36 protein-coding genes and 1 pseudogene are annotated in these 26,085 nt (G+C 40.9%); all 37 read right to left on the bottom strand.

Features of this window, described 5'->3' with window-relative positions; genetic code table 11:
* Positions 1-276: 276 nt before the first annotated feature.
* A complete protein-coding gene (gene ilvA, locus ACYQ21_RS08425; RefSeq protein ID WP_460057493.1) occupies positions 277-1,527 on the bottom strand; it encodes a threonine ammonia-lyase IlvA in 1,251 nt (416 codons plus the stop codon).
* 108 nt (positions 1,528-1,635) lie between these two features.
* Positions 1,636-2,658 carry a ketol-acid reductoisomerase gene (gene ilvC / locus ACYQ21_RS08420; protein WP_460057490.1) on the bottom strand — a complete coding sequence of 341 codons (1,023 nt, stop codon included), beginning with the start codon at positions 2,656-2,658 and terminating at the stop codon, positions 1,636-1,638.
* Between the two features lie 172 nt (positions 2,659-2,830).
* Positions 2,831-3,307 (bottom strand): acetolactate synthase small subunit, encoded by a 477-nt coding sequence (ilvN, locus tag ACYQ21_RS08415; protein ID WP_460057488.1) that lies wholly within the window; start codon positions 3,305-3,307, stop codon positions 2,831-2,833.
* Complete coding sequence (locus ACYQ21_RS08410) at positions 3,300-5,003, bottom strand: acetolactate synthase large subunit (protein ID WP_460057486.1); 1,704 nt, start codon at positions 5,001-5,003, stop codon at positions 3,300-3,302. Before ACYQ21_RS08410 ends, ilvN begins: the two co-directional genes overlap by 8 nt.
* 326 nt (positions 5,004-5,329) lie before the next feature.
* A complete protein-coding gene (ilvD, locus tag ACYQ21_RS08405) occupies positions 5,330-7,036 on the bottom strand; it encodes a dihydroxy-acid dehydratase (protein ID WP_460057495.1) in 1,707 nt (568 codons plus the stop codon).
* Positions 7,037-7,170: 134 nt separating this feature from the next.
* The gene (gshAB, locus tag ACYQ21_RS08400; RefSeq protein ID WP_460057484.1) at positions 7,171-8,346 is read right to left on the bottom strand and encodes a bifunctional glutamate--cysteine ligase GshA/glutathione synthetase GshB; all 1,176 of its coding nucleotides are present in this window, start codon (positions 8,344-8,346) and stop codon (positions 7,171-7,173) included.
* The gene (locus ACYQ21_RS08395; protein ID WP_460057482.1) at positions 8,330-9,712 is read right to left on the bottom strand and encodes a glutamate-cysteine ligase family protein; all 1,383 of its coding nucleotides are present in this window, start codon (positions 9,710-9,712) and stop codon (positions 8,330-8,332) included. Before ACYQ21_RS08395 ends, gshAB begins: the two co-directional genes overlap by 17 nt.
* A gap of 271 nt (positions 9,713-9,983) precedes the next feature.
* Positions 9,984-10,418: pseudogene (tnpA, locus tag ACYQ21_RS08390) on the bottom strand (IS200/IS605 family transposase).
* 406 nt (positions 10,419-10,824) lie between these two features.
* Positions 10,825-11,205 carry a 50S ribosomal protein L17 gene (gene rplQ, locus ACYQ21_RS08385; RefSeq protein WP_031367006.1) on the bottom strand — a complete coding sequence of 127 codons (381 nt, stop codon included), beginning with the start codon at positions 11,203-11,205 and terminating at the stop codon, positions 10,825-10,827.
* 23 nt (positions 11,206-11,228) lie between these two features.
* Complete coding sequence (locus ACYQ21_RS08380; protein ID WP_460057479.1) at positions 11,229-12,164, bottom strand: DNA-directed RNA polymerase subunit alpha; 936 nt, start codon at positions 12,162-12,164, stop codon at positions 11,229-11,231.
* Positions 12,165-12,216: 52 nt separating this feature from the next.
* Entirely contained in the window at positions 12,217-12,600 is a 384-nt protein-coding gene (gene rpsK / locus ACYQ21_RS08375) for a 30S ribosomal protein S11 (RefSeq protein WP_003138068.1), read from the bottom strand.
* Positions 12,601-12,615: 15 nt separating this feature from the next.
* Positions 12,616-12,981, bottom strand: a complete 366-nt coding sequence (gene rpsM / locus ACYQ21_RS08370; RefSeq protein ID WP_460057477.1) for a 30S ribosomal protein S13 — start codon at positions 12,979-12,981, stop codon at positions 12,616-12,618.
* A 16-nt stretch (positions 12,982-12,997) separates the two neighbouring features.
* Positions 12,998-13,114 (bottom strand): 50S ribosomal protein L36, encoded by a 117-nt coding sequence (gene rpmJ / locus ACYQ21_RS08365; protein ID WP_072353646.1) that lies wholly within the window; start codon positions 13,112-13,114, stop codon positions 12,998-13,000.
* Positions 13,115-13,143: 29 nt separating this feature from the next.
* Positions 13,144-13,362, bottom strand: a complete 219-nt coding sequence (infA, locus tag ACYQ21_RS08360; protein WP_003138071.1) for a translation initiation factor IF-1 — start codon at positions 13,360-13,362, stop codon at positions 13,144-13,146.
* 136 nt (positions 13,363-13,498) lie between these two features.
* Positions 13,499-14,146: an adenylate kinase gene (locus ACYQ21_RS08355; RefSeq protein ID WP_460057474.1), complete on the bottom strand. Its 648-nt coding sequence runs from the start codon at positions 14,144-14,146 to the stop codon at positions 13,499-13,501.
* A gap of 121 nt (positions 14,147-14,267) precedes the next feature.
* Positions 14,268-15,578 (bottom strand): preprotein translocase subunit SecY, encoded by a 1,311-nt coding sequence (secY, locus tag ACYQ21_RS08350; RefSeq protein ID WP_460057472.1) that lies wholly within the window; start codon positions 15,576-15,578, stop codon positions 14,268-14,270.
* Positions 15,579-15,732: 154 nt separating this feature from the next.
* Complete coding sequence (gene rplO / locus ACYQ21_RS08345) at positions 15,733-16,182, bottom strand: 50S ribosomal protein L15 (RefSeq protein ID WP_460057470.1); 450 nt, start codon at positions 16,180-16,182, stop codon at positions 15,733-15,735.
* Between the two features lie 120 nt (positions 16,183-16,302).
* Positions 16,303-16,482 (bottom strand): 50S ribosomal protein L30, encoded by a 180-nt coding sequence (gene rpmD, locus ACYQ21_RS08340; RefSeq protein WP_460057468.1) that lies wholly within the window; start codon positions 16,480-16,482, stop codon positions 16,303-16,305.
* A gap of 10 nt (positions 16,483-16,492) precedes the next feature.
* The gene (rpsE, locus tag ACYQ21_RS08335; RefSeq protein WP_031366999.1) at positions 16,493-16,987 is read right to left on the bottom strand and encodes a 30S ribosomal protein S5; all 495 of its coding nucleotides are present in this window, start codon (positions 16,985-16,987) and stop codon (positions 16,493-16,495) included.
* Between the two features lie 20 nt (positions 16,988-17,007).
* Positions 17,008-17,355 (bottom strand): 50S ribosomal protein L18, encoded by a 348-nt coding sequence (gene rplR, locus ACYQ21_RS08330; RefSeq protein WP_460057465.1) that lies wholly within the window; start codon positions 17,353-17,355, stop codon positions 17,008-17,010.
* Between the two features lie 200 nt (positions 17,356-17,555).
* A complete protein-coding gene (gene rplF, locus ACYQ21_RS08325; protein WP_460057463.1) occupies positions 17,556-18,092 on the bottom strand; it encodes a 50S ribosomal protein L6 in 537 nt (178 codons plus the stop codon).
* A gap of 107 nt (positions 18,093-18,199) precedes the next feature.
* Complete coding sequence (gene rpsH, locus ACYQ21_RS08320) at positions 18,200-18,598, bottom strand: 30S ribosomal protein S8 (protein WP_003138086.1); 399 nt, start codon at positions 18,596-18,598, stop codon at positions 18,200-18,202.
* Positions 18,599-18,930: 332 nt separating this feature from the next.
* A complete protein-coding gene (locus tag ACYQ21_RS08315) occupies positions 18,931-19,116 on the bottom strand; it encodes a type Z 30S ribosomal protein S14 (protein WP_094785148.1) in 186 nt (61 codons plus the stop codon).
* A gap of 17 nt (positions 19,117-19,133) precedes the next feature.
* Positions 19,134-19,676, bottom strand: a complete 543-nt coding sequence (gene rplE, locus ACYQ21_RS08310) for a 50S ribosomal protein L5 (RefSeq protein WP_061774332.1) — start codon at positions 19,674-19,676, stop codon at positions 19,134-19,136.
* A 22-nt stretch (positions 19,677-19,698) separates the two neighbouring features.
* Positions 19,699-20,004: a 50S ribosomal protein L24 gene (rplX, locus tag ACYQ21_RS08305; RefSeq protein WP_460057458.1), complete on the bottom strand. Its 306-nt coding sequence runs from the start codon at positions 20,002-20,004 to the stop codon at positions 19,699-19,701.
* A gap of 108 nt (positions 20,005-20,112) precedes the next feature.
* Positions 20,113-20,481, bottom strand: a complete 369-nt coding sequence (gene rplN, locus ACYQ21_RS08300) for a 50S ribosomal protein L14 (protein WP_460057455.1) — start codon at positions 20,479-20,481, stop codon at positions 20,113-20,115.
* 23 nt (positions 20,482-20,504) lie between these two features.
* A complete protein-coding gene (gene rpsQ, locus ACYQ21_RS08295) occupies positions 20,505-20,765 on the bottom strand; it encodes a 30S ribosomal protein S17 (protein WP_003138090.1) in 261 nt (86 codons plus the stop codon).
* A gap of 22 nt (positions 20,766-20,787) precedes the next feature.
* On the bottom strand, positions 20,788-20,994 hold the full coding sequence (gene rpmC, locus ACYQ21_RS08290) for a 50S ribosomal protein L29 (protein ID WP_003138091.1): 207 nt from the start codon (positions 20,992-20,994) through the stop codon (positions 20,788-20,790).
* On the bottom strand, positions 20,984-21,412 hold the full coding sequence (gene rplP / locus ACYQ21_RS08285) for a 50S ribosomal protein L16 (protein WP_003138092.1): 429 nt from the start codon (positions 21,410-21,412) through the stop codon (positions 20,984-20,986). Before rplP ends, rpmC begins: the two co-directional genes overlap by 11 nt.
* Positions 21,412-22,065 carry a 30S ribosomal protein S3 gene (gene rpsC / locus ACYQ21_RS08280; RefSeq protein ID WP_460057451.1) on the bottom strand — a complete coding sequence of 218 codons (654 nt, stop codon included), beginning with the start codon at positions 22,063-22,065 and terminating at the stop codon, positions 21,412-21,414. Before rpsC ends, rplP begins: the two co-directional genes overlap by 1 nt.
* A 12-nt stretch (positions 22,066-22,077) precedes the next feature.
* Entirely contained in the window at positions 22,078-22,422 is a 345-nt protein-coding gene (gene rplV / locus ACYQ21_RS08275) for a 50S ribosomal protein L22 (protein WP_003138094.1), read from the bottom strand.
* Between the two features lie 19 nt (positions 22,423-22,441).
* A complete protein-coding gene (rpsS, locus tag ACYQ21_RS08270) occupies positions 22,442-22,720 on the bottom strand; it encodes a 30S ribosomal protein S19 (RefSeq protein ID WP_003138095.1) in 279 nt (92 codons plus the stop codon).
* A 181-nt stretch (positions 22,721-22,901) separates the two neighbouring features.
* Complete coding sequence (gene rplB / locus ACYQ21_RS08265; protein ID WP_003138096.1) at positions 22,902-23,735, bottom strand: 50S ribosomal protein L2; 834 nt, start codon at positions 23,733-23,735, stop codon at positions 22,902-22,904.
* A 14-nt stretch (positions 23,736-23,749) separates the two neighbouring features.
* Positions 23,750-24,037, bottom strand: coding sequence for a 50S ribosomal protein L23 (locus ACYQ21_RS08260; protein WP_003138097.1), 288 nt, complete (start codon positions 24,035-24,037; stop codon positions 23,750-23,752).
* Entirely contained in the window at positions 24,037-24,663 is a 627-nt protein-coding gene (rplD, locus tag ACYQ21_RS08255) for a 50S ribosomal protein L4 (protein WP_031366994.1), read from the bottom strand. The genes ACYQ21_RS08260 and rplD overlap by 1 nt, the downstream gene beginning before the upstream one ends.
* 23 nt (positions 24,664-24,686) lie before the next feature.
* Positions 24,687-25,310 (bottom strand): 50S ribosomal protein L3, encoded by a 624-nt coding sequence (rplC, locus tag ACYQ21_RS08250; RefSeq protein WP_003138100.1) that lies wholly within the window; start codon positions 25,308-25,310, stop codon positions 24,687-24,689.
* A gap of 14 nt (positions 25,311-25,324) precedes the next feature.
* Positions 25,325-25,633, bottom strand: a complete 309-nt coding sequence (gene rpsJ / locus ACYQ21_RS08245; RefSeq protein WP_003138102.1) for a 30S ribosomal protein S10 — start codon at positions 25,631-25,633, stop codon at positions 25,325-25,327.
* Between the last annotated feature and the right edge of the window lie 452 nt (positions 25,634-26,085).

Here is a 26,085-nt window from a genome sequence, read left to right as displayed (position 1 = left end):
TACCAAAACTTCACTAACTTGTCAACACTTTTTTGAAAAGTTTTTTTATTTCTTTCCAATCATTCGTGACCTCGTTTTGAGTACTTTATTATACTATCAAATCTACTGGTTCATGTCAACTACTTTTTGAAAATAATTGTGTTTTTATTTTTAATGTTTAAAACGTAAGATGCGACTAATTCCTGTTCATCTTTTTCCTTTTCATACTGGCGTCAATAATAAAGCACCCTAAACAGCTTTAGTCAGTCATTTAAGGTGCTTTAGTGATTAGAAATTTCAGACCAATAAGTTATACAAACTTTCCTGACCTTTTAAATCAATAAATTTATTGTCAAAAGCTGCTAGACGTTTGATAAGCTGAGCCTGATCTTGTTTATTTGATAGCAAAATGCCGATTAAAACAGGCCCTGTCCCTTTATTGGCTCGTTTGATATACTCAAAACGCGTGATATCATCGTGAGGACCTAGAACATCATTGACAAATTCTCTTAGGGCGCCTGGTCTTTGCGGGAAATTCACGACAAAATAATGTTTGAGGCCTTCATAAATCAAACTTTTTTCTTCAATTTCCTGCATTCGATTGATATCGTTATTGCCACCAGAAATGATACAAACAATTGTCTGACCTTTTATCTCATCTTTGATTAATTCTAACGCTGCAACACTAGTTGCACCTGCTGGTTCCACAACAATCCCCTGTTTGGAATAGAGATCTAAAATCGTACTCGATATTAATCCTTCATCCGTATGCACAAGCTCATCGACATTTTCCTTGGCGATTTGATAGGTTAATTGCCCCACTTTTTGGACGGCAATGCCATCTGCAAATTTATCAATCATCTCAAGTTTAACGGGTTCACCTTGATCAAATGCAGCTTGCATCGACCGAGCACCTGAGGCTTCAACGCCGATGACTTTGGTCTCTGGACTCGCATATTTACTATAAACAGAGATACCTGAAATCAGGCCACCACCACCGACTGCAGCCAAAAGACTATCAATTTTGAGACCATCTTGTTTTGCCGTTTCAAAAATTTCAACAGCAACAGTGCCTTGACCCGAAATCACATCAGGATTATCGAAAGGATCGATGAATGTTTTATTTTCACGGTGCGCATAGTTGATAGCTGCTGTCGCAGATTCATCAAAAGTATCACCAACAAGTGCAATTTCTGCATAATCTCCGCCAAAAAATTTTACTTGCGTAATTTTTTGTTGTGGTGTGGTTGTCGGCATGAAAATTGTTGCAGGGATTTTCAATTCTTGACAGGTATAAGCGACGCCTTGCGCATGATTTCCCGCACTGGCACAAACAACACCACATTTTAATTTATCTTGAGGTAAATTATGAATTGCATAATAAGCTCCTCGCAACTTAAATGACCGTACTTTCTGGACATTTTCTTGCTTGAGATAAATATTTGCATCATATTTTTCAGATAAATAGCTATCTCGTCTCATCGGTGTTTGAATGACAACATCTTTCAATACATCGTTAGCAGCCAATACATCTTTGTAAGTTACCATAAAATTAGATTCCTTCATTTTTTCAAACAAATCAAAAAGAAAAGCTGAGACCAAGCTCAGCTTTCTTCCAAGTTAAAAACGATAGACAGTTTTGTCTGTATTTTTGGCTTAGTTATAGATTTTGAAAGCTGCATCATCATTTGCTTGCGTAAACGGCATCGCCTTACGTAATTCAGCACCAACTTTTTCAATTTCAAGGTCTGCTGCAGCAGCACGAAAAGCTTTCATTTTCGGATTACCAGCTTTGTAGTCTTCTACAAAATCTTTGGCAAAAGCACCTGTCTGAATATCGTTGAGGACTTTTTTCATATTAGCTTTAACTTCAGCTGTGATGATTTGTGGCCCAGCAATGTAATCACCATATTCTGCTGTATTTGAAATAGATTGACGCATTTTCTTGAAACCACCCTCATACAAAAGGTCAACGATGAGTTTCAATTCATGTAACACTTCAAAATAAGCCAATTCTGGTGCGTAGCCTGCTTCTGTCAAGGTTTCAAAACCTGCTTCAATCAAGGCAGTTGTCCCACCACAAAGTACCGCCTGTTCACCGAACAAGTCTTCTTCAGTTTCTTCTTTAAAGCTCGTTTCAAGCATACCGACACGGGCACCACCTGCTGCACGACCCCAATCCATAGCGATATCACGCGCATTTCCCGTCGCATCTTGATAAACTGCAAAGAGTGCTGGTACACCAAACCCTTCCGTATAAGTACGACGTACTAAGTGACCCGGTCCTTTAGGGGCAAGCATGAACACGTCAACTGTTTCTGGTGCTTTGATATAACCAAAATGAATATTAAAGCCATGACCAAAACCGAGTGCTGCACCATCTTTCAGATTCGGTGCAATGTCTTTCGTATAAAGATCAGCTTGGATTTCATCTGGTGCCAAAATCATAATCACATCAGACTTGGCAACGGCTTCTGCCACTGAATAAACATCAAAACCCTCTTCTTTAGCAGCATCAAATGATTTACCCGCACGCACACCAATGATAACATTCTCCCCTGAGTCACGCAAGTTTTGGGCATGTGCATGGCCTTGCGAGCCGTAGCCAATTACTGCAATTTGTTTACCAGCAAGCGCTGGTGTTTTTACATCGTTTTCATAATACATCGTTACTGCCATCGTTTAAAATCTCCTATAAGCTTTTTTGTGTCTATCTTTTTATGAACATTGGTAATTATCTGTCAATTAGCAAAAGATAGAAAATTCAATCATTTTTTAAATATGATACAATCTTACGATTTTTCAGACAATTTGTCAAGGATAAATATGAGAATTTACCCATGACCGTCTTTTAATCTCGTGTAAAACCTGTGACGCCAGTTCTAGCAATGTTTTTGATGCCGTAAGGTTTAACCACTCTTAGCAGTGCTTCGATTTTATCGTAGCCACCGGTTAATTGGATGGTCACCGTTTTCGGTGCAACATCAACCACGCTTGCGCGGAAAGGTTGAATCATGGCGAATAATTCTGCTCGAATATTAGCTGGTGCTGATACCTTAACCAGAATCACTTCTCGTTCAATATGGGGCACATCTGTAATATCACGCACACGCAAAACATCAACTTGACGATTGAGTTGCTTGATGATTTGTTCGACCTCATCGATACTTTCAACATCAATGATAATCGTTATTCTTGAAATATGTGGCACATCCGTATGTCCAACAGAAATACTTTCAATATTGACTTGACGACGTGATAAAACACCTGTAAAACGGTTGAGAACACCTGTTGAGTTATTGAGTTTGGCCGTTAACATTCTACGCATTGAATTTCACCCCCAACATTTCGTCATTGTGCCAACCTGCTGGCACCATCGGATAGACTTGTTCTTCTTGAGAAATACCAATTTCCAGAACCATTGGCACAGCTTCTGTGATAACTTTTAAATCTTCGGCAATCGTTTTAGGATTTAAAAACTTGTCGTGCTTGAGCCCATAAGCCTCTGCTAATAATTGGAAATCTGGTTCTAAATCAAAAACGGATTGACTGCGGCGTTCTTCATAAAACTTTTCTTGCCACTGACGCACCATTCCCAGTGAGTGATTATTAAAGAGCACAACTTTGATTGGCACATGATAACCATTTAAAATTGCTAATTCTTGGTTGGTCATTTGGAAACCACCATCGCCAACAAAAACAATGACTTCCTTATCTGGATTGGCTAATTTCGCCCCAATGGCTGCCGGAATACCAAAGCCCATAGTGCCAAGTCCACCACTCGTAATGAGTTGCCTATTGCTCTTATACGGGTACCATTGTGCTGCCCACATTTGATGTTGCCCAACATCGGTCACTATAATCGCATTACCGTTTGTTATTTCACCGATTAGCTTGATAACTTCCTGTGGTTTGTTATAGCCATCCTCAGGTTCATAACTGTATGGCGCTTTTTGCGCATTGTCCTGAACTTGTTCAAGCCATTTTGAAAAATTAGTCTCAGGTGCTTTAATCTCAAGCAAGATTTCCAAAGCACGCTTGGCATCTCCTACAACTGGTAAATGCGTTTTGACAATTTTGCCAATCTCTGCTGGGTCAATATCGATATGTGCTACCGTCGCCTCCTTCAAAAACAAGGAAGGATTTGAGGCCAGTCGATCATCGAATCTACTCCCAAAATTAATGAGGTAGTCAGTTTCAGCCAATGCCATATTGGCAGCGTAAGACCCATGCATTCCTCCCATACCTAAAAATAAAGGATTTTCAACTGGTATCGCGCCTAATCCAAGTAGACTAGAAACGACTGGAATTTGATATTTTTCAGCAAATTGGGCTAGAGCAAGATTAGCATCTGAATAATTCACACCACCACCCACTAAAATTAATGGTCGTTTTTTCTTAGCTAAAATCTCAATAATTTTTTTCAATTGCTTGGCATTTGGCTCAACAGTCGGGTTATAGGATGGTAAGTCAATCGTCATATCATTAATATAATCAACTTCTTGAGCTGCGACATCTTTAGGCAAATCAATGACAACTGGACCAGGACGTCCTGTCGTCGCAATGTGAACCGCCTCCGTAATCACGCGAGGAATATCTTGTGTTTCACGAATCTGATAGTTATATTTGGTAATTGGCATGGTAACACCAATAATATCAGCTTCCTGAAAAGCATCCTTACCAATACATGGCGTTGCCACTTGACCAGTAAAAACTAGCATTGGTACTGAATCTGCATTAGCATCCGCAATACCTGTAATCGCGTTCGTTGCCCCAGGGCCTGATGTGACCAAAGCAACACCTAATTTACCTGATGATTTAGCATAGCCTTCTGCTTCGTGTGTTGCCCCTTGTTCATGGCGAGCAAGAATATGCTGAATCCCTTCATAATCATAAATGGCATCATAGAGCGGTAAAACTGCGCCACCTGGATAGCCAAAAATAGTGTCAACCCCCAAATCTTTGAGGGTATCAAGGACGAGTTGCGAACCACTTTTTGGTGCTTCAAGTTTTATTTGTTTCAATATTAGCTCCCCCTTCAAGGATTTTCATATTTCGAAATTTCTGAAAATTATGAATTATGTTTAGATTTTAACACTTTTACAGTCTTTTTTCAAGTCATTTCGATATAATTTAATCATGACTCCTCTAACAATTATCACTCCTTGCTTTATCAACGAAACAGACATTTCAACTCCCTTTAGAAACCTCCAAAAACACGCTCCGCCTCCCGAACAAAACTTTAGGCAACTAAAAACAAGCAACTCAACAGTTACTTGTTTTAAATTGGAAAATAGTTCCGCCACATGATTTGACAAAAAAATGATTAATTGAACTCTTCAAAAGCTATTTACCGCTGTTTCAGTAATAATGCTTGAATTTGTTCTGGTGTCAATAAAACCGCCCCTGTATTAGCAGAAGTTGTCAAGGCTGTATAGCGTGCCAACCAGCCAGATTTGACTTTAGGTTCAAACTTCGGTACATCTGCCTTGCGCGCTGCCAATTCTTCGTCAGAAACGCCAAGATTAAGGGTTCGATTTGGCAAGTCAATGACAATTTCATCGCCATCTTTAATTCGACCAATGGCGCCACCTGCTGCTGCCTCAGGCGAAACATGTCCAATAGCAATACCACGCGTCGCACCAGAAAACCGTCCATCCGTAATCAACGCAACATCTTTACCAAGACCACGACCGACAATTTTAGAGGTAGGCTCTAGCATTTCAGGCATGCCTGGACCACCTTTAGGACCTTCATAACGAATCACGACAACATGACCTGCCTTAACTGTTCCGTCATCAATAGCAGCCACAGCTTCATCATGGCTATCAAAACAGATAGCTTTACCAGTAAAGACTGTGACAGATGGTTCAACACCACCCACTTTGATAACGGAACCATCCTGTGCAATATTGCCATAAAGTACAGATAGACCGCCTGTTTTAGAATAAGGGTTGGACAGAGGATGAATCACAGCTTCGTTAAGAATTTCTGCGTCAGCAACATTTTCTTTGAGCGTTTTCCCTGTTACCGTGATGCGCTCGCCTTTGATTGCCCCACATTTGATGAGTTGATTAATAATCGCAGAAACACCGCCAGCCTCATGAACATCATGCATTGAGTAAGTAGAAGACGGTGCAATTTTTGAGAGATAGGGTGTTTTCTTAGCAATTTCGTTAATTTCAGCAAGATTATAGTCAATTCCCGCTTCATTAGCAATGGCAAGCGTATGTAACACAGTATTTGTTGAGCCACCCATCGCCATGTCGAGTGCAAAGGCATCATCAATCGTTTCTTTGGTAACAATATCACGCGGTTTGATTTGTTTTTTTACCAATGTCATCAGATGCTGTGCTGCTTGTTTAACAAGTTCACGGCGTTTGTCTGAGGTCGCAAGAATTGTCCCATTGCCAGGCAAAGCGAGTCCCAGAACTTCCATCAATGAATTCATCGAGTTAGCTGTAAACATCCCCGCACAAGAACCACAAGTCGGACAAGCATTTTTTTCAAGAAAATCCAACTCTTCTGATGACATTTGACCGTTTTCGTAAGTGCCGACTGCTTCAAAAAGGCTTGATAGAGTCGCTTGATGTCCAGACATATCAAGACCAGCTTTCATGGGGCCACCTGAACAGAAAACTGACGGCACATTCGTCCGCAGACTCGCCAAAATCATACCCGGTGTGATTTTATCACAGTTCGGAATATAGAAAACGCCATCAAACCAATGAGCATTAATGACTGTTTCAGCAGAATCAGCAATCAACTCACGACTTGGCAAACTGTAACGCATGCCAATATGCCCCATGGCAATCCCATCATCCACACCAATGGTATTAAATTCAAAAGGAATACCACCCGCTTCCCGAATCGCTTCTTTTGCTATATCTGCTAACTCACGTAAATGCACATGTCCAGGCACAATATCAATATAAGAGTTGCAAATGGCAATAAACGGCTTTTGCATATCTCGGCTCGATTTCACTTGTCCAGTCGCATATAATAACCCACGAGCAGGCGCCTTATCTACACCGACTTTAATCATATCACTACGCATCATTTTTCCTCTTTTCAAATCAATCTGTATCTATTATTTTAACACATTAAAATATTTCGTCAAGTAATTGTCTGAAAATTTCGTTAAATAAAAACGAACCTCATGGTTTGACTAGATTTCCAACTCATCAGATTTTATATTATTTCCGGAAATAATAGTTTAATCAAACTTTCAGTCACACGGCGTGATTTGCCAATTGCAGGAAATAGATGCATTTGCATCATCGGATTTTGATTCGCTTCAATAACAAAATATGGCCCTTTTTGACTGGCGTCTGGAATGATAATATCAACTCCAGTAATCGTCACGTCCAATGCGTGTGCAACTTTAACAGCGATTGCCTTATAATAGTCACTGACTTGTTCAGTCCGATCGATTGAATCACCACCAGTTGAAACATTTGAGTTCTCTCTTAGAAAAACACGTTCTTGTGCTTTGGGAACTGATTGCACATCAAAACCTTGTAAACTGAGTGTCAATCTCTCAACATCTCCCAATTTAATTTTTTCAAGTGGTGTTCTGTGATGCTCTCCCCGCCTAATATCTGTATTCTTTATCGCCACCAATTGTTGGATACTGTGAACGCCGTCTCCAACGACATTCGCTGGAAAGCGTTCTAATACCGCTAACACTTCTCCATTTTGCACATAAAATCGAAATTCTGTCCCATGGACATAGGTCTCAACGATAATTGCATCATCATTTTCAAAAGCAATTTTCACCGCTTCTTCATAGTCTGCTTGTGTCGTCGTTTCTTTAAAAATACTGATGCCGATGCCGTAATTGGTAGACTTGGGTTTGACTACAAAGGCCGAAGGTAACTGGTCAAAATGGCGCAAGGCATCGTTAAGGTCATGAAACTCAAAGCCAGACGGCACTTGAATGCCCGCAGTATTTAAAATAGCTTTAGTAACGATTTTGTTTTCCATTAAAGCGTGAGATAGGGCGCTGTCAAAATGCGTAATATTGCCTTCTTTGATGTACTCTGTATGCGAACCATAGGTCAATTTTAAGATTTGCTCAACTTCATCAAGGACTTGAAATTGAATGCCATATTTGATGGCATCAGCAATTAAATTTTGAGTTGATAATTCCAAATTTTCGTAACCCGGGAGTTGAAAGTCATTGGCAGGCGCCTGAACATACTGGATATCAATACCGTGACGACTGAGGACAGCTAAAATGGCGGATAGGTCCCGATTGGTATGATAGGTAATCGTAAGCAAATCACCATTGATGTACCAGTAAGCATTCTGCGTATTGAGCTTGTTGGGTGAGGTAGCCCTTGATATCTTAAATGTCTTTTCCATCTGCAAAAATCTCCGATATTTCTGATAATGTTTTGCCGGATTCAAGCAAGTGCAATGCTTTAACGGCCGGATTCTCTTTTCTTTCAATTCGTTGATAGAGCGCTGTTAAATACTTTTCTTCACCAAATCCACGTTTTTCAAGGCCTGCTGCTGCGAGATTTACTAAATCTTCTGCAAAACTTGCAACATCCTCTATTTCCTCGGATGATAAGTTTTGCGCTGAAAACCTGCGACGAAGTTGTGGATAATCTCGACCATAATCTTCGTAAAAAGAATGGCTTGCGATTAATGTCTCAAAAGCTGCTAACTCCTGCATCAATCCTAAATGGAAAGCTGCAACAGTAAATGAAGTAGCAATAGGCTGGGCGCAAGTACTTCGAAACTCAACTGTTCCGCGTGTCGTGAGATTCTGATACTGATAACTCCGATGTTCTTTAAAATCATACGGACTTGGCGTTAAGACGATTTCATTGCCGAATAAATCAAAGGCTGGAATTTCATCGTGATTGAAGTAGTCCATCGCTTGAATCGGTTCAAAATAATAGGTACTCTCCTCAGAAGTGCGTGTGAACAAAGCAGTTTGCATTAGATAATCAAGAAAGGCTTCCGAATCGGCAAAAGCTTCTGGGAAAACGCCTGTATTTTCTGGAAAGACTCCATGCATTGACTTTTCCCACAAAATATCACGTGAGACCAATGTATCTAATTGACCATGCCAGAGATATGAATTGGCAAAAAGCCATGCTTTAACTGGCTCTATGGCATTAAAAGTATTGAGCGTTGCGACTAATTTCTCAGCCGTCACATCTAACTGAACTTGGTTGCCTTGGATAAAAGCACCGTAATTATTTTCACTAACTCGCACCTCTTCTCTAACCGCCCCCAACTTCAAATAAGCCATCAACATCTCATAGCGCGGACTAGCGACAGGTCTGTTGTCATTTTTATCCCAAAAAGGATTGATACCGAAACCAGTTAAAAGATGATTTTGATTTTTTAAAAATGGTTGCATGATAGCAAGATAGTTTGAAAAACGTTGTTCGACTTCACCTATAGTCTCTGCTTTATCGAAAGCAAATTCTATGGTGTTATAGCCAACCTCAAACAAAATCCGATCATCATTTTCATCTGAAAGCAATTGAATGGCTTGACCATTATCATCCGATTTCTCAATTGACAACGGAAGTTTTTCAATCATTTCATCAAACAAGGCAAAGACAACAGAAAAATCAACAGCATCACCCGTCAGATGAATAATCGGCAATTCTAATTCAATCCCAACAAATAAGTCGTTTGATTGTTTCAAATTTGTAAAATAGCGCTCACGTAACAGTTCTCTTGCAATAATCACTCCTTGCTCCCTCATCTAACCATTTTACCTTTTCAGATACACCAAACCCAATTGCCATCATGTATTTGTTATGTTCTCTCTACTTTACTTTTGTATGTCTATTCTAACACAGAAAGTTTAATCTCGCCTTTGAAATAATTTATGGCAAAGTCAAAACCACCCGTAAAACGGGTGGCTTGCACTGTGGGCTCCACCCACGGATTACCCGACTGCGACTAAAATCGCTAGCCTTCTCGTTGTTCAGGCGCCATTGTCATTGTCACTTCCTCAGCCCGTCGAAACGGGCTTATTTTGTAAGAAATACACCATCGCTAAACGGATCCTCATACTCTTTAACGCTTAATTTATCAATTGATATATCGCGTTTCTCTTGATCACGTATATATTTAGCAACTGTTTTTTCATTCAATCCAACAGTTGAAACATAATAACCTTCTGCCCAAAATTTTCGATTGCCATATTTATATTTTAAATTAGCATACTGGTCAAAAATCATGAGTGAACTTTTTCCTTTTAGATAACCCATAAAGCTTGACACTGAAATTTTGGGTGGCATGACGACTAACATGTGAACAGTCCTGGCATCATATGCCCTTCTAAAATTTCAACACTTTTATATTTGCATAAATTGTTTAAAAATGATAATTAAATCTGATCTGACTTTGTTATAAATGACTTTCCGTCTATATTTTGGTGTAAATACGATGTGGTATTTGCACATCCATTTTGTATGTGATAAACTGTAACTAGATTTTGCCATTTTCTTATTCCTTTCTTTGAGAGCCTGAACACTCTTATTATACTAGGAATAAGAAAATGGGGACTATAAGTCTGGTTAGCCACCCGTTCAACGGGTGGTTTTCTTATCGTCCTTTTAAGGACGACTGGCTGAAAGCCATAATAAAAACCACTTACCCCAAAGGATAAGCGGCCTAGTTTTTAAGACTAGACAGTAAGAGCTAGACTAAGTGCAAGCACCACCATCATAACACTCCACAAAAGATTGATGAAGACTATCGGGCCACACTGACAAGCTAAATCACGATATTTTAAAAACATCGTGAAAAGAGGATGACAGGTGCCCCTTACTGCTTTATTTAAGTGTTGATTTCAACTGAATGCAAGAATTAAACGAGTTCAATAATTGCCATCGGTGCAGCATCGCCACGACGTGGTTCAGTTTTAAGAATACGTGTATATCCACCATTACGGCCTTCATAACGTGTCGCGATGTCGCCAAACAATTTTTGAAGTGCAGTTGGGAAAGTTTCAGTTTCTTCGTTGAAATCTTTTTCAGCGATTTCATTACGTACGTAAGCAGCAGCTTGACGGCGTGCGTGAAGATCGCCACGTTTTCCGAGTGTAATCATTTTTTCAACAGTTTTACGAACTTCTTTAGCGCGAGCTTCAGTTGTTACGATGTATTCGTTGATGATCAAGTCAGTCGTCAAATCGCGAAGCATTGCTTTACGTTGATCAGATTTACGTCCAAGTTTACGGTAACCCATGATTCCTCCTATTAGATTTTAATTTAGTCTTTTTTGAGTGACAAGCCTAGGCTTTCAAGTTTATCTTTAACTTCCACTAAAGATTTACGACCCAAGTTTTTCACTTTGAGCATTTCTGGTTCACTCATATCCGCAAGATCAGCGACAGTATTAATACCAGCACGTTTCAAACAGTTATATGACCGAACAGAAAGGTCAAGTTCCTCGATGACTTTATCCAAAGCACGCTCTGGTTTGACCTCATTTTTATCAACTAATGTATCGGCAGCTTGCGCAACTTCAGACAAATTGACAAAGAGACTCAAATGGTCAGTCAAGATTTTTGCAGATAATGACAAGGCATCTTCTGCTGAGATTGTGCCGTTTGTAAAGATTTCAAGTGACAATTTGTCAAAGTTATCTTTTTCACCCACACGAGCTGGTTCAACTTGGTAATTCACTTTGTTGACAGGTGTGTAAGATGAATCCACAGCGATTGTCCCGATAGGTGCGTCGGATTGTTTATTATCTTCAGCCAAGACATAACCACGGCCTGATTTCACTGTCATGCGAGCGTTCACAGAGTGACCTTCCGCAAGTGTGAAGAGGTAATGATCTTTATTAACAATCTCAATATCGCTATCAGTCAAGATGTCTCCAGCTGTAACAACTGCAGGACCTGTGACATCAAGTTCAATGATTTTTTCCGTTTCGACATATGATTTGATTGCAAGCCCTTTAATCGCAAGAATCACTTGAATCACATCTTCATGCACGCCTGGAATGGTTGTGAACTCATGGAGCACACCATCAATTTGGATGCTTGTAACAGCAACCCCGGGAAGTGACGATAGAAGAATACGACGCAAAGAGTTGCCAAGGGTTGTCCCATATCCACGTTCTAACGGCTCTATGACAAATTTGCCATAGGTATTAGCTTCATCAAATTTTGTAATTTTTGGTTTTTCAAACTCAATCATGTGTATATCCTTTCAGTGCAAAATGTTAGAGTAGCAACAAGCACTCTAGAAATTATACACGACGACGTTTTGGAGGACGTGCACCATTGTGGGGTACAGGCGTCACATCGCTGATTGCTGTTACATTAAGACCTGCAGCTGCAAGTGCACGGATAGCAGATTCGCGACCTGGTCCAGGACCTTTAACAGTAACGGCTACAGTCTTCAAACCATGTTCTTGAGCAGACTTAGCAGCAGCTTCAGATGCCATTTGAGCAGCGAAAGGAGTCGATTTTTTAGACCCTTTGAAGCCAAGAGCACCAGCAGATGACCAAGCAAGCGCGTTACCATGAACGTCTGTAATCATCACGATTGTGTTATTGAAAGTTGCATGAATGTGGACAACACCAGATTCGATATTTTTCTTCACACGACGTTTACGAGTAGGTTTAGCCAATGTTTATCTCCTTTCTTATTTTTTCTTGCCTGCGATAGATTTAGCAGGACCTTTGCGTGTACGTGCGTTGTTTTTCGTGTTTTGACCACGAGTAGGCAATCCGCGACGATGACGCATGCCACGATAGCTACCGATTTCCATGAGACGTTTGATGTTAAGGTTGACTTCACGACGTAGGTCGCCTTCAACTTTAAGTCCATCAACTTCACGACGGATAGCATCTTCTTGGTCAGTTGTCAAATCTTTCGTCCGAATATCTTCCGAAACACCTGCAGCTGCCAGAACTTTTTGAGCAGTTTTGAGACCGATTCCGTAAACATAAGTAAGTGAAATCACAATACGTTTGTCATTTGGAACATCAACTCCAGCAATACGAGCCATTCTTTATATTTCCTTTCTATCCCTGACGTTGTTTGTGTTTTGGATTGACAGGGCAAATTACCATAACACGACCGTTACGACGAATTACTTTACAGTATTCGCACATTGGTTTAACCGATGGTCTTACTTTCATTGTATATACCTCCTATAAAAATGTTTGGACTACTTAAAGCGGTATGTAATACGTCCACGGGTCAAATCATACGGCGACATCTCAACAGTAACACGGTCACCAGTTAAGATGCGGATATAATTCTTTCGCATTTTGCCTGAAATAGTCGCCAAAATTTTGTGTCCATTTTCAAGTTCAACTGTGAACATCGCGTTAGGCATTGTGTCAATCACTTTGCCTTCAATTTCGATTACGTCATCTTTTGCCACGTCAACTTACCTCCTCTTTAAATTTGTCCATTTTTGATAAAATATCTAAAAGTCGGACTAGGATATTATACCACACTAGTCCGACTTTTACAAGTTAATGAATACGAATTTCTTTCATATTCTGATAAAACGCTGTTTAGCCTAAAATGGCTTTGATGGCTGCTGATACCTTATCAATATCTTGTTGACCATTGACATCTTTGACCAAGCCAAGTTTGCCATAATGTTCCAGAATTGGTGCCCCTTGTTTGATATTGATGTCCAAACGATTTTTAACCGTTTCAGGTTTATCATCTTCGCGTTGGTAAAAATCATGCCCACCACATTTGTCACACGTATTCGCAACTTTTGTTGGGTTGAACACTTTATGGTAAGTTGCACCACAAGTCCGACAGATGAAACGACCTGATAAACGTTCAACCAAGATAGATGAATCGACATCAATATTCACAACTGCCTCAAGTTTAATCCCTAAGTCAGCCAACATGGCATCAAGCGCTTGAGCTTGCTCAATTGTCCGTGGGAAACCGTCAAGCAAGAAGCCTGATGCTTGAATGTCATCTTGTGCCAAACGTTCTTTGACAATTCCGTTTGTGACGTCATCTGGTACCAATTCTCCCTTATCAATGAATGACTTGGCTAATTTACCCATTTCAGTTTCATTCTTCATTGCAGCACGGAACATATCCCCAGTTGAGATGTGTTGTACCCCATACGTTTCAACGATTGTTTCAGCTTGCGTTCCTTTACCAGCACCTGGTAGGCCCATGATTAATAAATTCATCTGTTCTCCAATTTGTCTATTTTTGTCTACTCTTCTATTTTAGCGTTTTAGATGCCTTTTGACAATATCAAGGAAACTTTCTTTTTGCGTATCAAAAAACCGGTCTTTCGACCAGCCTTTATCATTTAATTGGTTCATCCATAAAGCCTTTATATTGGCGTTTGAACATATAACCTTCCAATTGTTTTGCACCTTGAATCGCAGTAGAAATCAAGATGAGGAGGCTCGTACCGCCAAGAGCTACCATTTTAGGTAGACCAAACAAGTTAGTCGCAAGAATCGGAACGATTGAAATCAATCCGAGGAAGAGCGCACCAACTGTTGACAAACGAATCAATAGACCAGAGATGTATTTTTCTGTTCCCTTACCAGGACGAACAGATGGAATATATGAGCCTTGCTTTTGTAAATTCTCCGCCATTTTTTCAGGATTGACCTGAACAAAGGCATAGAAGAATGTAAAGAGACCAATCAACACCGCATAGAACAACATCCCTGTCCCAGTATTATAATCTAGGGCATTTTTGATTGTCTCAACCCAAGAAATATTTTTATTGGAGTGCTGCAAAAGCTGTAAAATTGTTTGAGGCGCCGTTGAAATCGAACTGGCAAAGATAACTGGAATTACGCCAGCAGGATTGACTCTCAAAGGCAAGTAAGAACTTGTCGGTGCCCCTTGCACCAGTTTCGTATATTGAACTGGAATTTTCCGTTCAGCTTGTTGGATAAACGTCGTGATAAAAACGATAGCTGCCATGGCAACCAATAAAATCACAACAAATAAGCTAGAGTTGAGCAATTCTCCTGAACGCACATTAACAAATTTATCTTGATAAACCTCGCTAATGGCACCTGGAATTGATGAGATAATCCCTGCAAAGATAATGACCGACACACCCTGACCAAAACCACGATCAGTGATTTGTTCACCCAACCAGACAACGATCATAGAGCCTGTGGTCAAGATAGCACCGATAAATAGATAAGTCTGCCAAGTCGGATTGGTCACAATATTTTGGGCACTCATCGCCTGAAAACCTGCCGTTATCCCAACGGATTGTAGCATGGCTAAGACCAGTGAAATATAACGTGTAGCTTGGTTCAGTTTACGACGACCAATTTCACCTTGCTTGCCCCATTCGACAAACTTAGGCAGAATATCCATTTGCAACAATTGCACGATGATTGACGCCGTAATATATGGTGACACACCCATCGCAAAAACTGAAAAGCTTTGCATCGCATTCCCTGATACCATGTTCATCATCGACAAAAACGGTAGATCACTCAAGGCATTTAAGTTATTAACATTAATGCCAGGCACCGTAATGTGTGCTCCTAAACGGAAAACAAATAGAATGCCAAGCGTGAATAAGATTCGCGATCGAATCTCCTTGACTTTTAACGCTTGAAACAAGAGTTTAAAAAACATAGAACCCCTTTATTCTGATTTTAAATCAGCTTTCTCTCATAGTATTTTGAAAAAATCCTTTCTCTCATTGTACTATAATTTAAGCTAAAATTCAAATGACTGACTAAAAGCACCAAAAGTCTGATGGGAATTCCCATCAGACTGATGCGCATTTTTAGGCTTCAGGAGTTACAACTGAACCACCGTTAGCTTCAATAGCAGCTTTTGCAGATGCAGAAACTTTCGCTACCTCAACTTCAAGGTTTTTAACTGTGAGTTCACCGTTACCAAGAACTTTAACACCTGATTTTACATCTTTGATGATTTTACCTGCAACTAATGTTTCGGCAGAAACAGTTGCACCATCTTCAAGACGGTTCAATGTGTCGAGGTTAACGATGGCGTAATCTTTACGGTTAACGTTCAAGAAACCACGTTTAGGCATACGACGGAACAAAGGTGTTTGACCACCCTCGAAACCAAGACGGACACCGCCACCTGAACGAGATTTTTGACCTTTTTGACCACGACCAGATGTTTTACCATTACCAGACGAAGTACCACGACCAACACGGTTACGGACTTTACGGCTACCTTCAGCAGCTTTGAGTTCATTCAATTTCATTATCAATTTCTCCTATTATGGTTACTCCTAGTGAGATAACCTTTACTAAACGCCAAGACACTTTCGCGGGAAATCGCGGAAGTGTCAGGCTCGCTTTATTTTTGATTAACAGTTAGCCTATTAAACTTTTTCAACTGTTACCAAGTGTGCAATCTTAGTGATCATACCATTGATAGCAGGTGATTCTTCTTTGATGACTGAGCTTGACAATTTACCAAGGCCAAGCGCTTTAACTGTTGCGCGTTGAGCAGGCAAACGGCCAATTGGAGACTTAGTCAAAGTAATTTTAATTTGAGCCATGATATCCTCCTTACGCTAAGTCTGCTACAGATACGCCACGCAATGCGGCAACATCTTCAGCACGTTTAAGTTGTTTCAAACCATCAACAGTTGCGCGAACAACGTTGATTGGTGTGTTTGAACCAAGTGATTTTGATGTGACATCAGCCACACCAGCAAGTTCGAGGACGGCACGTACAGCACCTCCAGCTGCGACTCCAGCCCCTTCGACAGCAGGTTTAATCAAGATCTTACCGCCGCCAAATTCACCAAGAACTTGATGTGGTACAGTTGTACCAACCATTGGTACCGTAATCAAGTTTTTCTTAGCTGACTCGATAGCTTTACGGATAGCTTCTGGTACTTCTTGAGCTTTACCAGTCCCAAATCCAACGCGACCATTACGGTCACCAACTACAACAAGCGCTGCAAAACGCAGACGACGTCCGCCTTTTACAACTTTAGTAACACGGTTGATACCAACAACGCGTTCTTCGAATTCTTTTACTTCTTCGTTTCTAGCCATTTTAGTGTCTACCCCTTTCCTTAGAATTTAAGTCCATTTTCACGTGCAGCCTCAGCGAGTGCTTGCACACGTCCATGGTAAAGGTATCCACCACGGTCGAAGATTACATCCGAAACACCAGCAGCAACTGCTGCTTTAGCTACTGCAGCACCAACTGCTGTAGCTTGTTCAGTTTTAGTACCGTTTTCTTTCAACGATGAGGCACTTGCGAGCGTTACACCTGCTATGTCATCAATTACTTGTGCATAGATGTTTGTGTTAGAACGAAAAACATTCAAACGTGGGCGCTCTGCAGTACCAGAGATTTTACCGCGTACGCGACGGTGGCGTTTTTGACGCGTTTTATTTTTATCTGGTTTAGAAATCACAATATTTACCTCTTATTTTTTCTAGTCCCTCTTAGTAGCTATCAAGCCGCTTTGCGCAGCCAAACTCTCTCCAAGAGGTTATTGTTGGTTGTTTTAATCCAAACAGTAAGCAATTTATCTGAGTCCATCAAGTGACACAAGTTTGTACCGCATAGGATGCGTTTAATTGTGTTACAAAACCTACAAAACAGAAAACTAACTTATTTACCTGTTTTACCTTCTTTACGTCGTACGAATTCGCCAACGTAACGAATTCCTTTGCCTTTATATGGCTCAGGTGGACGTAAACCACGGATGTAGGCTGCTACTTCGCCGACCACTTCTTTGTTTGAACCAGACACGTTAATTTGCGTGTTTGATGGCACTTCGAAAGTGATCCCGTCAGGTGCAACGACTTCATCTGGGTGAGATTTACCCACTGACAAAGTTAATTTATTGCCAGCAAGTTGTGCACGGTAACCAACCCCGCGCATTTCGAGTTCTTTTCTGAACCCTTCAGATACACCAATCACCATGTTATTAAGGTTAGCACGAGTTGTGCCATGGATTGTTTTCATTTCTTTAGAATCGTTTGGACGATGCAAAGTAATTTCAGTACCTTCGATTTTGATTTCGATGTCCTTAGAAAAAGTACGCGTTAATTCGCCTTTAGGACCTTTTACTGTCGCTGTTTGGCCGTCAAGTTTAACCTCAACGCCAGCAGGGATAGTAATGATTTTATTACCAATACGTGACATGTTTGTCTCCTGTTAAATTGTCAATCCGCTTGACAGCGAACTGTTTTCACGGGTTTCGATAGTTGAACTATCAAGTTTCCAGTTGCAGATAGAATGAAAAGCAATTCTTACCAAACGTAAGCGAGAACTTCTCCGCCGATGTTTTTAGCGCGAGCTGTTTTATCAGTCACAACACCTTCAGAAGTTGAAATCACTGCTGTACCAAGACCGTTAAGGACTTTAGGTACTTCACCAGATTTCACGTAAACACGCAAACCAGGTTTAGAGATACGTTTCAAGTTAGTGATAACTTTTTCGCCATCTTTACCGTATTTAAGGAAAACACGGATGATACCTTGTTTATCATCTTCGATGAATTCTACGTCTTTAACGTAACCTTCAGCTTTGAGGATGTTTGCGATATCGCGTTTGATTTTTGATGCAGGTGCTTCAACAACTTCGAATTTACGCATGTTAGCGTTACGAATACGAGTGAGGAAATCTGCGATTGGATCTGTCATTACCATTTTAATTTTTCTCCTATTATGAATAGTTTGATGCGAACATCACTTGTTCATTAACGACTCCACTAGCAACATTGCCAGCAGATTTATAAATTCCAGAATTCAGCAACTTAGGCAACCTAAGCCCATCATTCAAAAAGCAAAGTTTTTTACGAAGCAAATACTAAGTAAAGTTTTTTAGTGCCTTCTACAAGGCAGTGAAGCCGTAGCAACCTTGCGGTTGTGAGGCGAACGCTAACTCAGTAGAAGGTACTAAGAAAAGTTTTTGGCGTTGTCTGCGAGGCGGTGGAAACGATGCAACCTTGCGGTTGTGAGCTGAACACCAACGTCAAAAATCACCAAGATGCTTTGCGAACGCCTGGGATTTGCCCTTTATATGCCAATTCACGGAAGCAAATACGGCAAAGTTGGAATTTACGGTATACTGAATGTGGCCGACCACATTTTTCGCAACGTGTGTACGCTTGCGTTGTGAACTTCGCTGGACGCTTGTTCTTTGCAATCATTGATTTTTTAGCCAAGATATTTACCTCCTATATTATTTAGCGAAAGGCATGCCGAGTTTAGCAAGCAATTCACGTGATTCTTCGTCAGTGTTAGCAGTTGTTACGATAACAACGTCCAAACCACGGACTTTATCTACGTTATCATACGTAATTTCTGGGAAGATGAGCTGTTCTTTCACACCTAGCGTGTAGTTACCGCGACCGTCAAACGCTTTGTTTGACACACCATGGAAGTCACGGACACGTGGAAGAGAGACAGATACCAATTTATCAAGAAATTCGTACATACGTTCGCCACGGAGTGTTACTTTCGCTCCGATCGCAACGCCTTCACGCAAACGGAAACCAGCGATTGATTTCTTAGCTTTAGTAATCAATGGTTTTTGACCAGAGATTAAAGCTAATTCAGCAACTGCTTTATCAAGGTTTTTTGAGTTGTTTACTGCATCACCAACACCCATGTTGAGGACGATTTTATCAACTTTTGGCACAGCCATAACAGATGTGTAGTTGAATTTTTCAGTCAACGCTGGGATTACTTCGTTAGTGTATTTTTCTTTCAAACGATTAGTCATTATATTCTCCTTTCCGTGTCTATTAATCTAGGATTTCGCCAGATTTTTTGTTGTAACGCACTTTTTTGTCGCCTTCAACTTTATAACCAACACGGCCAGCTACACCATTTTTGTCAAGTACTTGTACGTTTGACACATGGATAGGCGCTTCAAGTTCAAGAATCGCACCGTTTGGAGTTTCGTTGTTTGGTTTTTGGTGTTTTTTGATCATGTTAGCACCTTCAACAACGACTTTGTTAGCTTTTGGCAAAGCTTTAATGACTTTACCGGTCAAACCGCGGCTTTTACCCGCGATGACCTTGACAGTATCACCTGTTTTGACAAACATTTGAATTTTCTCCTAATTTTCTTACGTCGCGAATTGCGACACCCTTATGTTCATAAGGGGACTGTGTTTGTGTTTTGTTGGCTTAAATTTCAAAAATGAATTTAAAGCTTAAAGTACTTCTGGTGCCAATGATACGATTTTCATGAAGTTACCTTCACGCAATTCGCGAGCAACTGGGCCAAAAATACGAGTTCCACGAGGCGTTTTGTCATCACGGATGATAACAGCAGCATTTTCGTCGAACTTGATATATGAACCATCTGTACGGCGTGCACCTGATTTAGTACGCACGATAACCGCTTTGACAACTTCACCTTTTTTAACAACTCCGCCAGGAGCTGCAGCTTTTACAGATGCAACAATAACATCACCGATACCAGCAAATTTACGACCAGAGCCACCTAGGACTTTGATAGCAAGAATTTCTTTGGCACCGCTGTTATCAGCAACTTTCAAACGAGATTCTGATTGAATCACAGCAAATTCCTCCTTTTAGAATGTTAGATGATGACTGCTTCTTCAACGATTTCAACCAGACGGAAACGTTTGTCTTTAGACAAAGGACGGGTTTCCATCACGCGAACGATGTCACCAGTTTTAGCTGAGTTGTTTTCGTCGTGAGCTTTTAATTTTTTAGAGTAGTTAATACGTTTACCATAGACAGGGTGGTTACGTTTTGTTTCGATGACAACAGTGATGGTTTTATCCATTTTGTCAGAAACCACGCGGCCTTGATAAACTTTACGTTGATTACGTTCCATTTTAAAGGTTTCTCCCTATCTATTATTTCGCTTCGCGTTGAACAGTTTTCACGCGAGCGATTGTTTTCTTAACTTCGTTGAGGCGGACAGTGTTTTCAAGCTGACCAGCAGCTGCTTGGAAACGCAAGTCGAACAATTCTTTTTTCAAATCTTGTTCGCGTGTTGCAAGTTCTTCAGCTGAAAGACCACGAAGTTCTGTCAAAAGTGATTTTACTTCATTAAGCTTCATTTGTTTCCTCCTCAGCACGTTTTACAAACTTAGTTTTAACAGGAAGTTTGTGTGATGCAAGACGTAATGCTTCGCGAGCGACTTCTTCAGAAACGCCTGCGATTTCGAACATGACTTTACCGCGTTTAACTGGAGAAACCCAACCTTCAGGTGCCCCTTTACCAGAACCCATACGAACCCCTATAGCTTTTGCAGTATAAGATTTATGAGGGAAGATTTTAATCCAAACTTTACCACCACGTTTCATGTAACGTGTCATGGCAATACGAGCTGCCTCGATTTGACGGTTTGTGATCCAGTGAGAAGTTGTTGCTTGGAGACCAAATTCGCCAAATGCGACTTCTTTGCCGCCTTTAGCTTCCCCACGCATTTTACCACGGAATTCGCGGCGGTGTTTCACACGTTTAGGTACTAACATTATTTGTCTCCTTTCACTGATTTTTTAGTTGGCAAGATTTCACCACGGTAAATCCAAACTTTAACGCCAAGTTTACCATAAGTTGTATCTGCTTCTTCCCATGCGTAGTCGATATCAGCACGGAGCGTGTGCAATGGCACTGTCCCTTCTGAATAACCTTCAGCACGGGCGATGTCTGCACCATTCAAACGACCGGATACTTGTGTTTTGATACCTTTAGCACCAGCACGCATTGTACGTTGGATTGCTTGTTTTTGAGCACGACGGAAAGCCACACGTTGTTCAAGTTGACGCGCGATACCTTCACCGACAAGGTGAGCATCAAGGTCAGGTTTTTTGATTTCAATGATGTTGATGTGAACTTGTTTACCAGTCAAAGCGTTTAATTCAGCACGGAGTCCATCAACGCTTGCGCCTGATTTTCCGATTACCATACCTGGTTTAGCTGTATGCAAAGTCACGATGACTTTGTTGACAGCACGTTCAGTTTCAATAGTTGAAACTGACGCATCCGCAAGTTTAGTTTGAATAAGTTTACGGATTGCAAGATCCTCATGGAGGTAACTTGCGTATTCTTTTTCAGCATACCATTTTGCGTCCCAGTCACGAATGATGCCGACACGCATGCCAATAGGATGTACTTTTTGACCCACGATTTTACCTCCTTATTTTTCTGTCACAACCACAGTGATGTGGCTTGTGCGTTTATTAATTGGTGAAGCAGAACCTTTCGCCCGCGGACGGAAACGTTTCATTGTTGGACCTTCATTGATGTAGGCTTCTGAAACGAAAAGGTTTGCTTTTTCAAGACCAAAGTTGTTTTCAGCGTTTGCGATTGCAGAGTTCAAAACGTTCTCAATCTCATTTGCTGCTTTAGTCGGTGTAAATTTAAGTGTTGCGATAGCATCTGCAACGTTTTTTCCACGAATCAAGTCGATTACAAGACGTGATTTACGAGGTGAAACGCGGACTGTACGAGCAGTTGCTTTAGCTGAAGTAATTTCTGCCATTTTTTTCCTCCTCTATAAATTAACGACGTGTTTTTTTATCGTCTGCTGCGTGGCCACGGTAAGTACGTGTTGGTGCGAATTCGCCCAATTTGTGTCCTACCATGTCTTCTTGGATATATACTGGCACGTGTTTGCGACCATCATAAACTGCAATCGTGTAACCGATGAAGTTAGGGAAAATCGTAGAACGACGTGACCAAGTTTTAATAACTGTTTTCTTTTCGTTGCCTTCTTGAGCAACAACCTTTTTCATCAAATGATCATCGACGAAAGGGCCTTTTTTAAGACTGCGTCCCATGTGTTATGGTTTCTCCTTTAATATGAGTTGAGTTTCGGCTCCTTGAGTTTAGGAAAATAGATATTTTGTCCGCACGAACTGCGTTCGCTTACGGCAAAATCCTAATTTTCTACAACTCAGAACAGTCGCCTCAACATCCTGTTTTACCACTGCCGGTGCTAAGCCGGAGCTGGCGGATAGATTATTTTTGGTTTTTACGACGAACGATAAGTTTGCTAGATCTAGCTTTCTTATTACGTGTTTTAAGACCAAGCGCTGGTTTGCCCCATGGTGTAGATGGAGATTTACGACCAACTGGTTGTTTACCTTCACCACCACCGTGTGGGTGATCGTTCGGGTTCATTACTGAACCGCGGACTGTTGGACGGATACCCTTCCAACGGTTACGACCAGCTTTACCGATATTGACAAGACTGTGCTCACCATTACCGACAACACCGATTGTTGCACGTGCAGTTGACAAAATCATGCGAACTTCACCAGATTGTAAACGCACAAGTGTGTATTTACCTTCTTGACCAAGTACTTGTGCAGAAGCACCAGCTGAACGTACCAATTGTCCACCTTTACCAGGTTTCAATTCGATGTTGTGAATCAATGTACCTACTGGAATGTTTGCAAGTGGCAAAGCGTTACCAGTTTTGATGTCGGCTGTTGGGCCAGAAACGATTGTTTGACCAACAACAAGACCTTTAGGTGCAAGGATGTATGTTTTAATCCCATCAGCATAAACAACCAAAGCGATGTTTGCTGAACGGTTTGGATCATATTCGATAGTCGCAACTTTAGCAACGACGTCATCGTGATTACGTTTAAAGTCGATCACACGGTAATGACGTTTGTGTCCGCCACCTTGATGACGTACTGTGATGCGTCCGTTGTTGTTACGGCCTGCTTTACTTTTAAGTGATACCAACAATGATTTCTCAGGTTTGTTAGTCGTAATTTCAGCAAAGTCAAGGCTTGTCATGTTACGGCGACCGTTGGTCGTCGGTTTGTATACTTTAATACCCACTGATTACTCCTTTCTTATTCCCCGAAAATTTCAATGTTTTTAGAATCAGCCGTCAGGGTCACGATAGCTTTCTTCACTTTGTTTGTATAACCTGTGTATTTACCTACGCGTTTAGCTTTAGGTTTAACATTGACAGTGTTAACAGAAGCAACTTTAACCCCTTCAAACGCAGCTTCAACAGCTTGTTTGATCAAAAGTTTGTGGGCACGCCCGTCAACTTCAAAGGTATATTTCTTTTCATCCATTGCAAGCATAGAGCTTTCAGTGATGATTGGTTTTTTGATTACGTCGTACAATGACATTATGCAAGAACCTCCTCAATTTGAGATAGAGCTGCTTGTGTCACCAAAATTTTATCGTTGTTTACGATATCAAGAACAGATGCTGAGTTAGCAGTTGTGACTTGAACATTTGGAATGTTACGTGCAGACAATTCAGCGAATTTATTTCCTTCGTTTTCGAAGATGACAAGAACTTTACGTTCAATGGCAAGCGCTTCAAGAACTTTTACAAATTCTGCAGTTTTTGGTGCGTCGAAGTTCAGCGCATCAACTGCCACGAGTTTGTTTTCTGCAACTTTTTCAGAGTAAACTGATTTAAGTGCAAGTTGACGAACTTTTTGTGGCAATTTGTACCCGTATGAACGTGGTGTTGGTCCGAAGACTACGCCACCGCCACGCCATTGTGGTGAGCGGATAGAACCTTGACGTGCACGACCAGTTCCTTTTTGACGCCATGGTTTTTTACCACCACCGCGTACTGCTGAACGGTTTTTAACTGCGTGAGTACCTTGACGAAGGCTAGCACGTTGGCTTAGGATGACGTCGAAGACTACAGATTCGTTTGGTTCAATACCAAAGACTGCATCGTTCAATGTGATATCGCCAGCTTGCGATCCGTCTTGTTTAAATAATGATACGTTAGTCATTTTTAACTTATCTCCTTTCCTTATTATTTAGCTTTAATAGCTGATTTAACTGTGATAAGTGATTTCTTAGCACCTGGGACATTACCTTTAACAAGGATAACATTTTTTTCAGGGACAACTTGTACGATAACAAGGTTTTGAACTGTTACGCGGTTGCCACCCATGCGACCTGCAAGGTGTTTATTTTTGAATACACGGTTAGGTGCAACAGGACCCATTGACCCTGGACGACGGTGGTAACGTGAACCATGAGCCATTGGCCCGCGTGATTGTCCGTGGCGTTTAATAACCCCTTGGAAACCTTTACCTTTAGTCGTACCAGTGACGTCAACAACATCTCCAGCTTCAAATTGTTCTACTGTCAATTCAGCGCCCACTTCCAAGCCTTCAATGTTCTTGAATTCACGAATGAAGCGCTTAGGAGCAGTGTTTGCTTTTGCAACATGGCCTTTGGCAGGTTTGTTACTCAAAACTTCACGTTTGTCATCAAAACCAACTTGAACAGCTTCGTAGCCATCAGTTGCGACTGTTTTGACTTGAAGTACAACGTTAGCTGCAGCTTCAATGACAGTTACTGGGATTAATTCGCCAGTTTCGGTGAAAATTTGGGTCATTCCCACTTTTTTCCCTAAGATTCCTTTTGTCATTAGAGTTCCTTTCCTTATAATTTAATTTCGATGTTTACGCCACTTGGTAAGTCGAGTTTCATCAAGCCATCAACAGTTTTTTGTGTTGGGTTAATGATGTCGATCAAACGTTTGTGTGTACGCATTTCGAATTGTTCACGTGAGTCTTTGTATTTGTGAGTCGCACGGATGATTGTGTAAACTGAACGGTCTGTTGGAAGCGGGATTGGACCTGCTACAGAGGCGTCAGTACGTTTCGCAGTTTCTACGATTTTTTCAGCCGCTTGATCAAGAATACCATGTTCGTACGCTTTCAAACGAATGCGGATTTTTTTGTTTGCCATTTTTTCTCCTCTCGTCTATTTCTTAGAATAGGCTAGCTCCACGAGAAAACTAATACAGGATGCGTGGCAACGCCTCCGGGTGTATCACAACCTCTCGCTTCACAGCTACATACCACGCTTTACGCAGTACTTATCTATGATAACAGAAAGCTGATGAGATTGCAAGCCGATTGTCCAAGTTTTTAATTTAAGTTTATGTAACGTTTTTGTTATAATGAAGAGAGATTAATTTTTAGTCTAGTGGTAATAAGTCAAGTAAGACTTGTCAATTTATTCTAGAAGATTTGAGAAATTAAGGTGCCCTAAATAAGCCTACGAAAAATAAATTTTTTCGCAAGTGCTATCAAGGACTTGTGCTCAATAAAATTTTATTGATCCATATGCCTCCTTGGTGGCGTATAGAGTTGGTGGTTACGTAGTAGCGTCTCCACCAAACGCACAAATTTTCTAGC

It is taken from the genome of Pseudolactococcus yaeyamensis (genome assembly GCF_054658615.1).
This window is presented reverse-complemented; position numbering and strand designations above follow the sequence as displayed.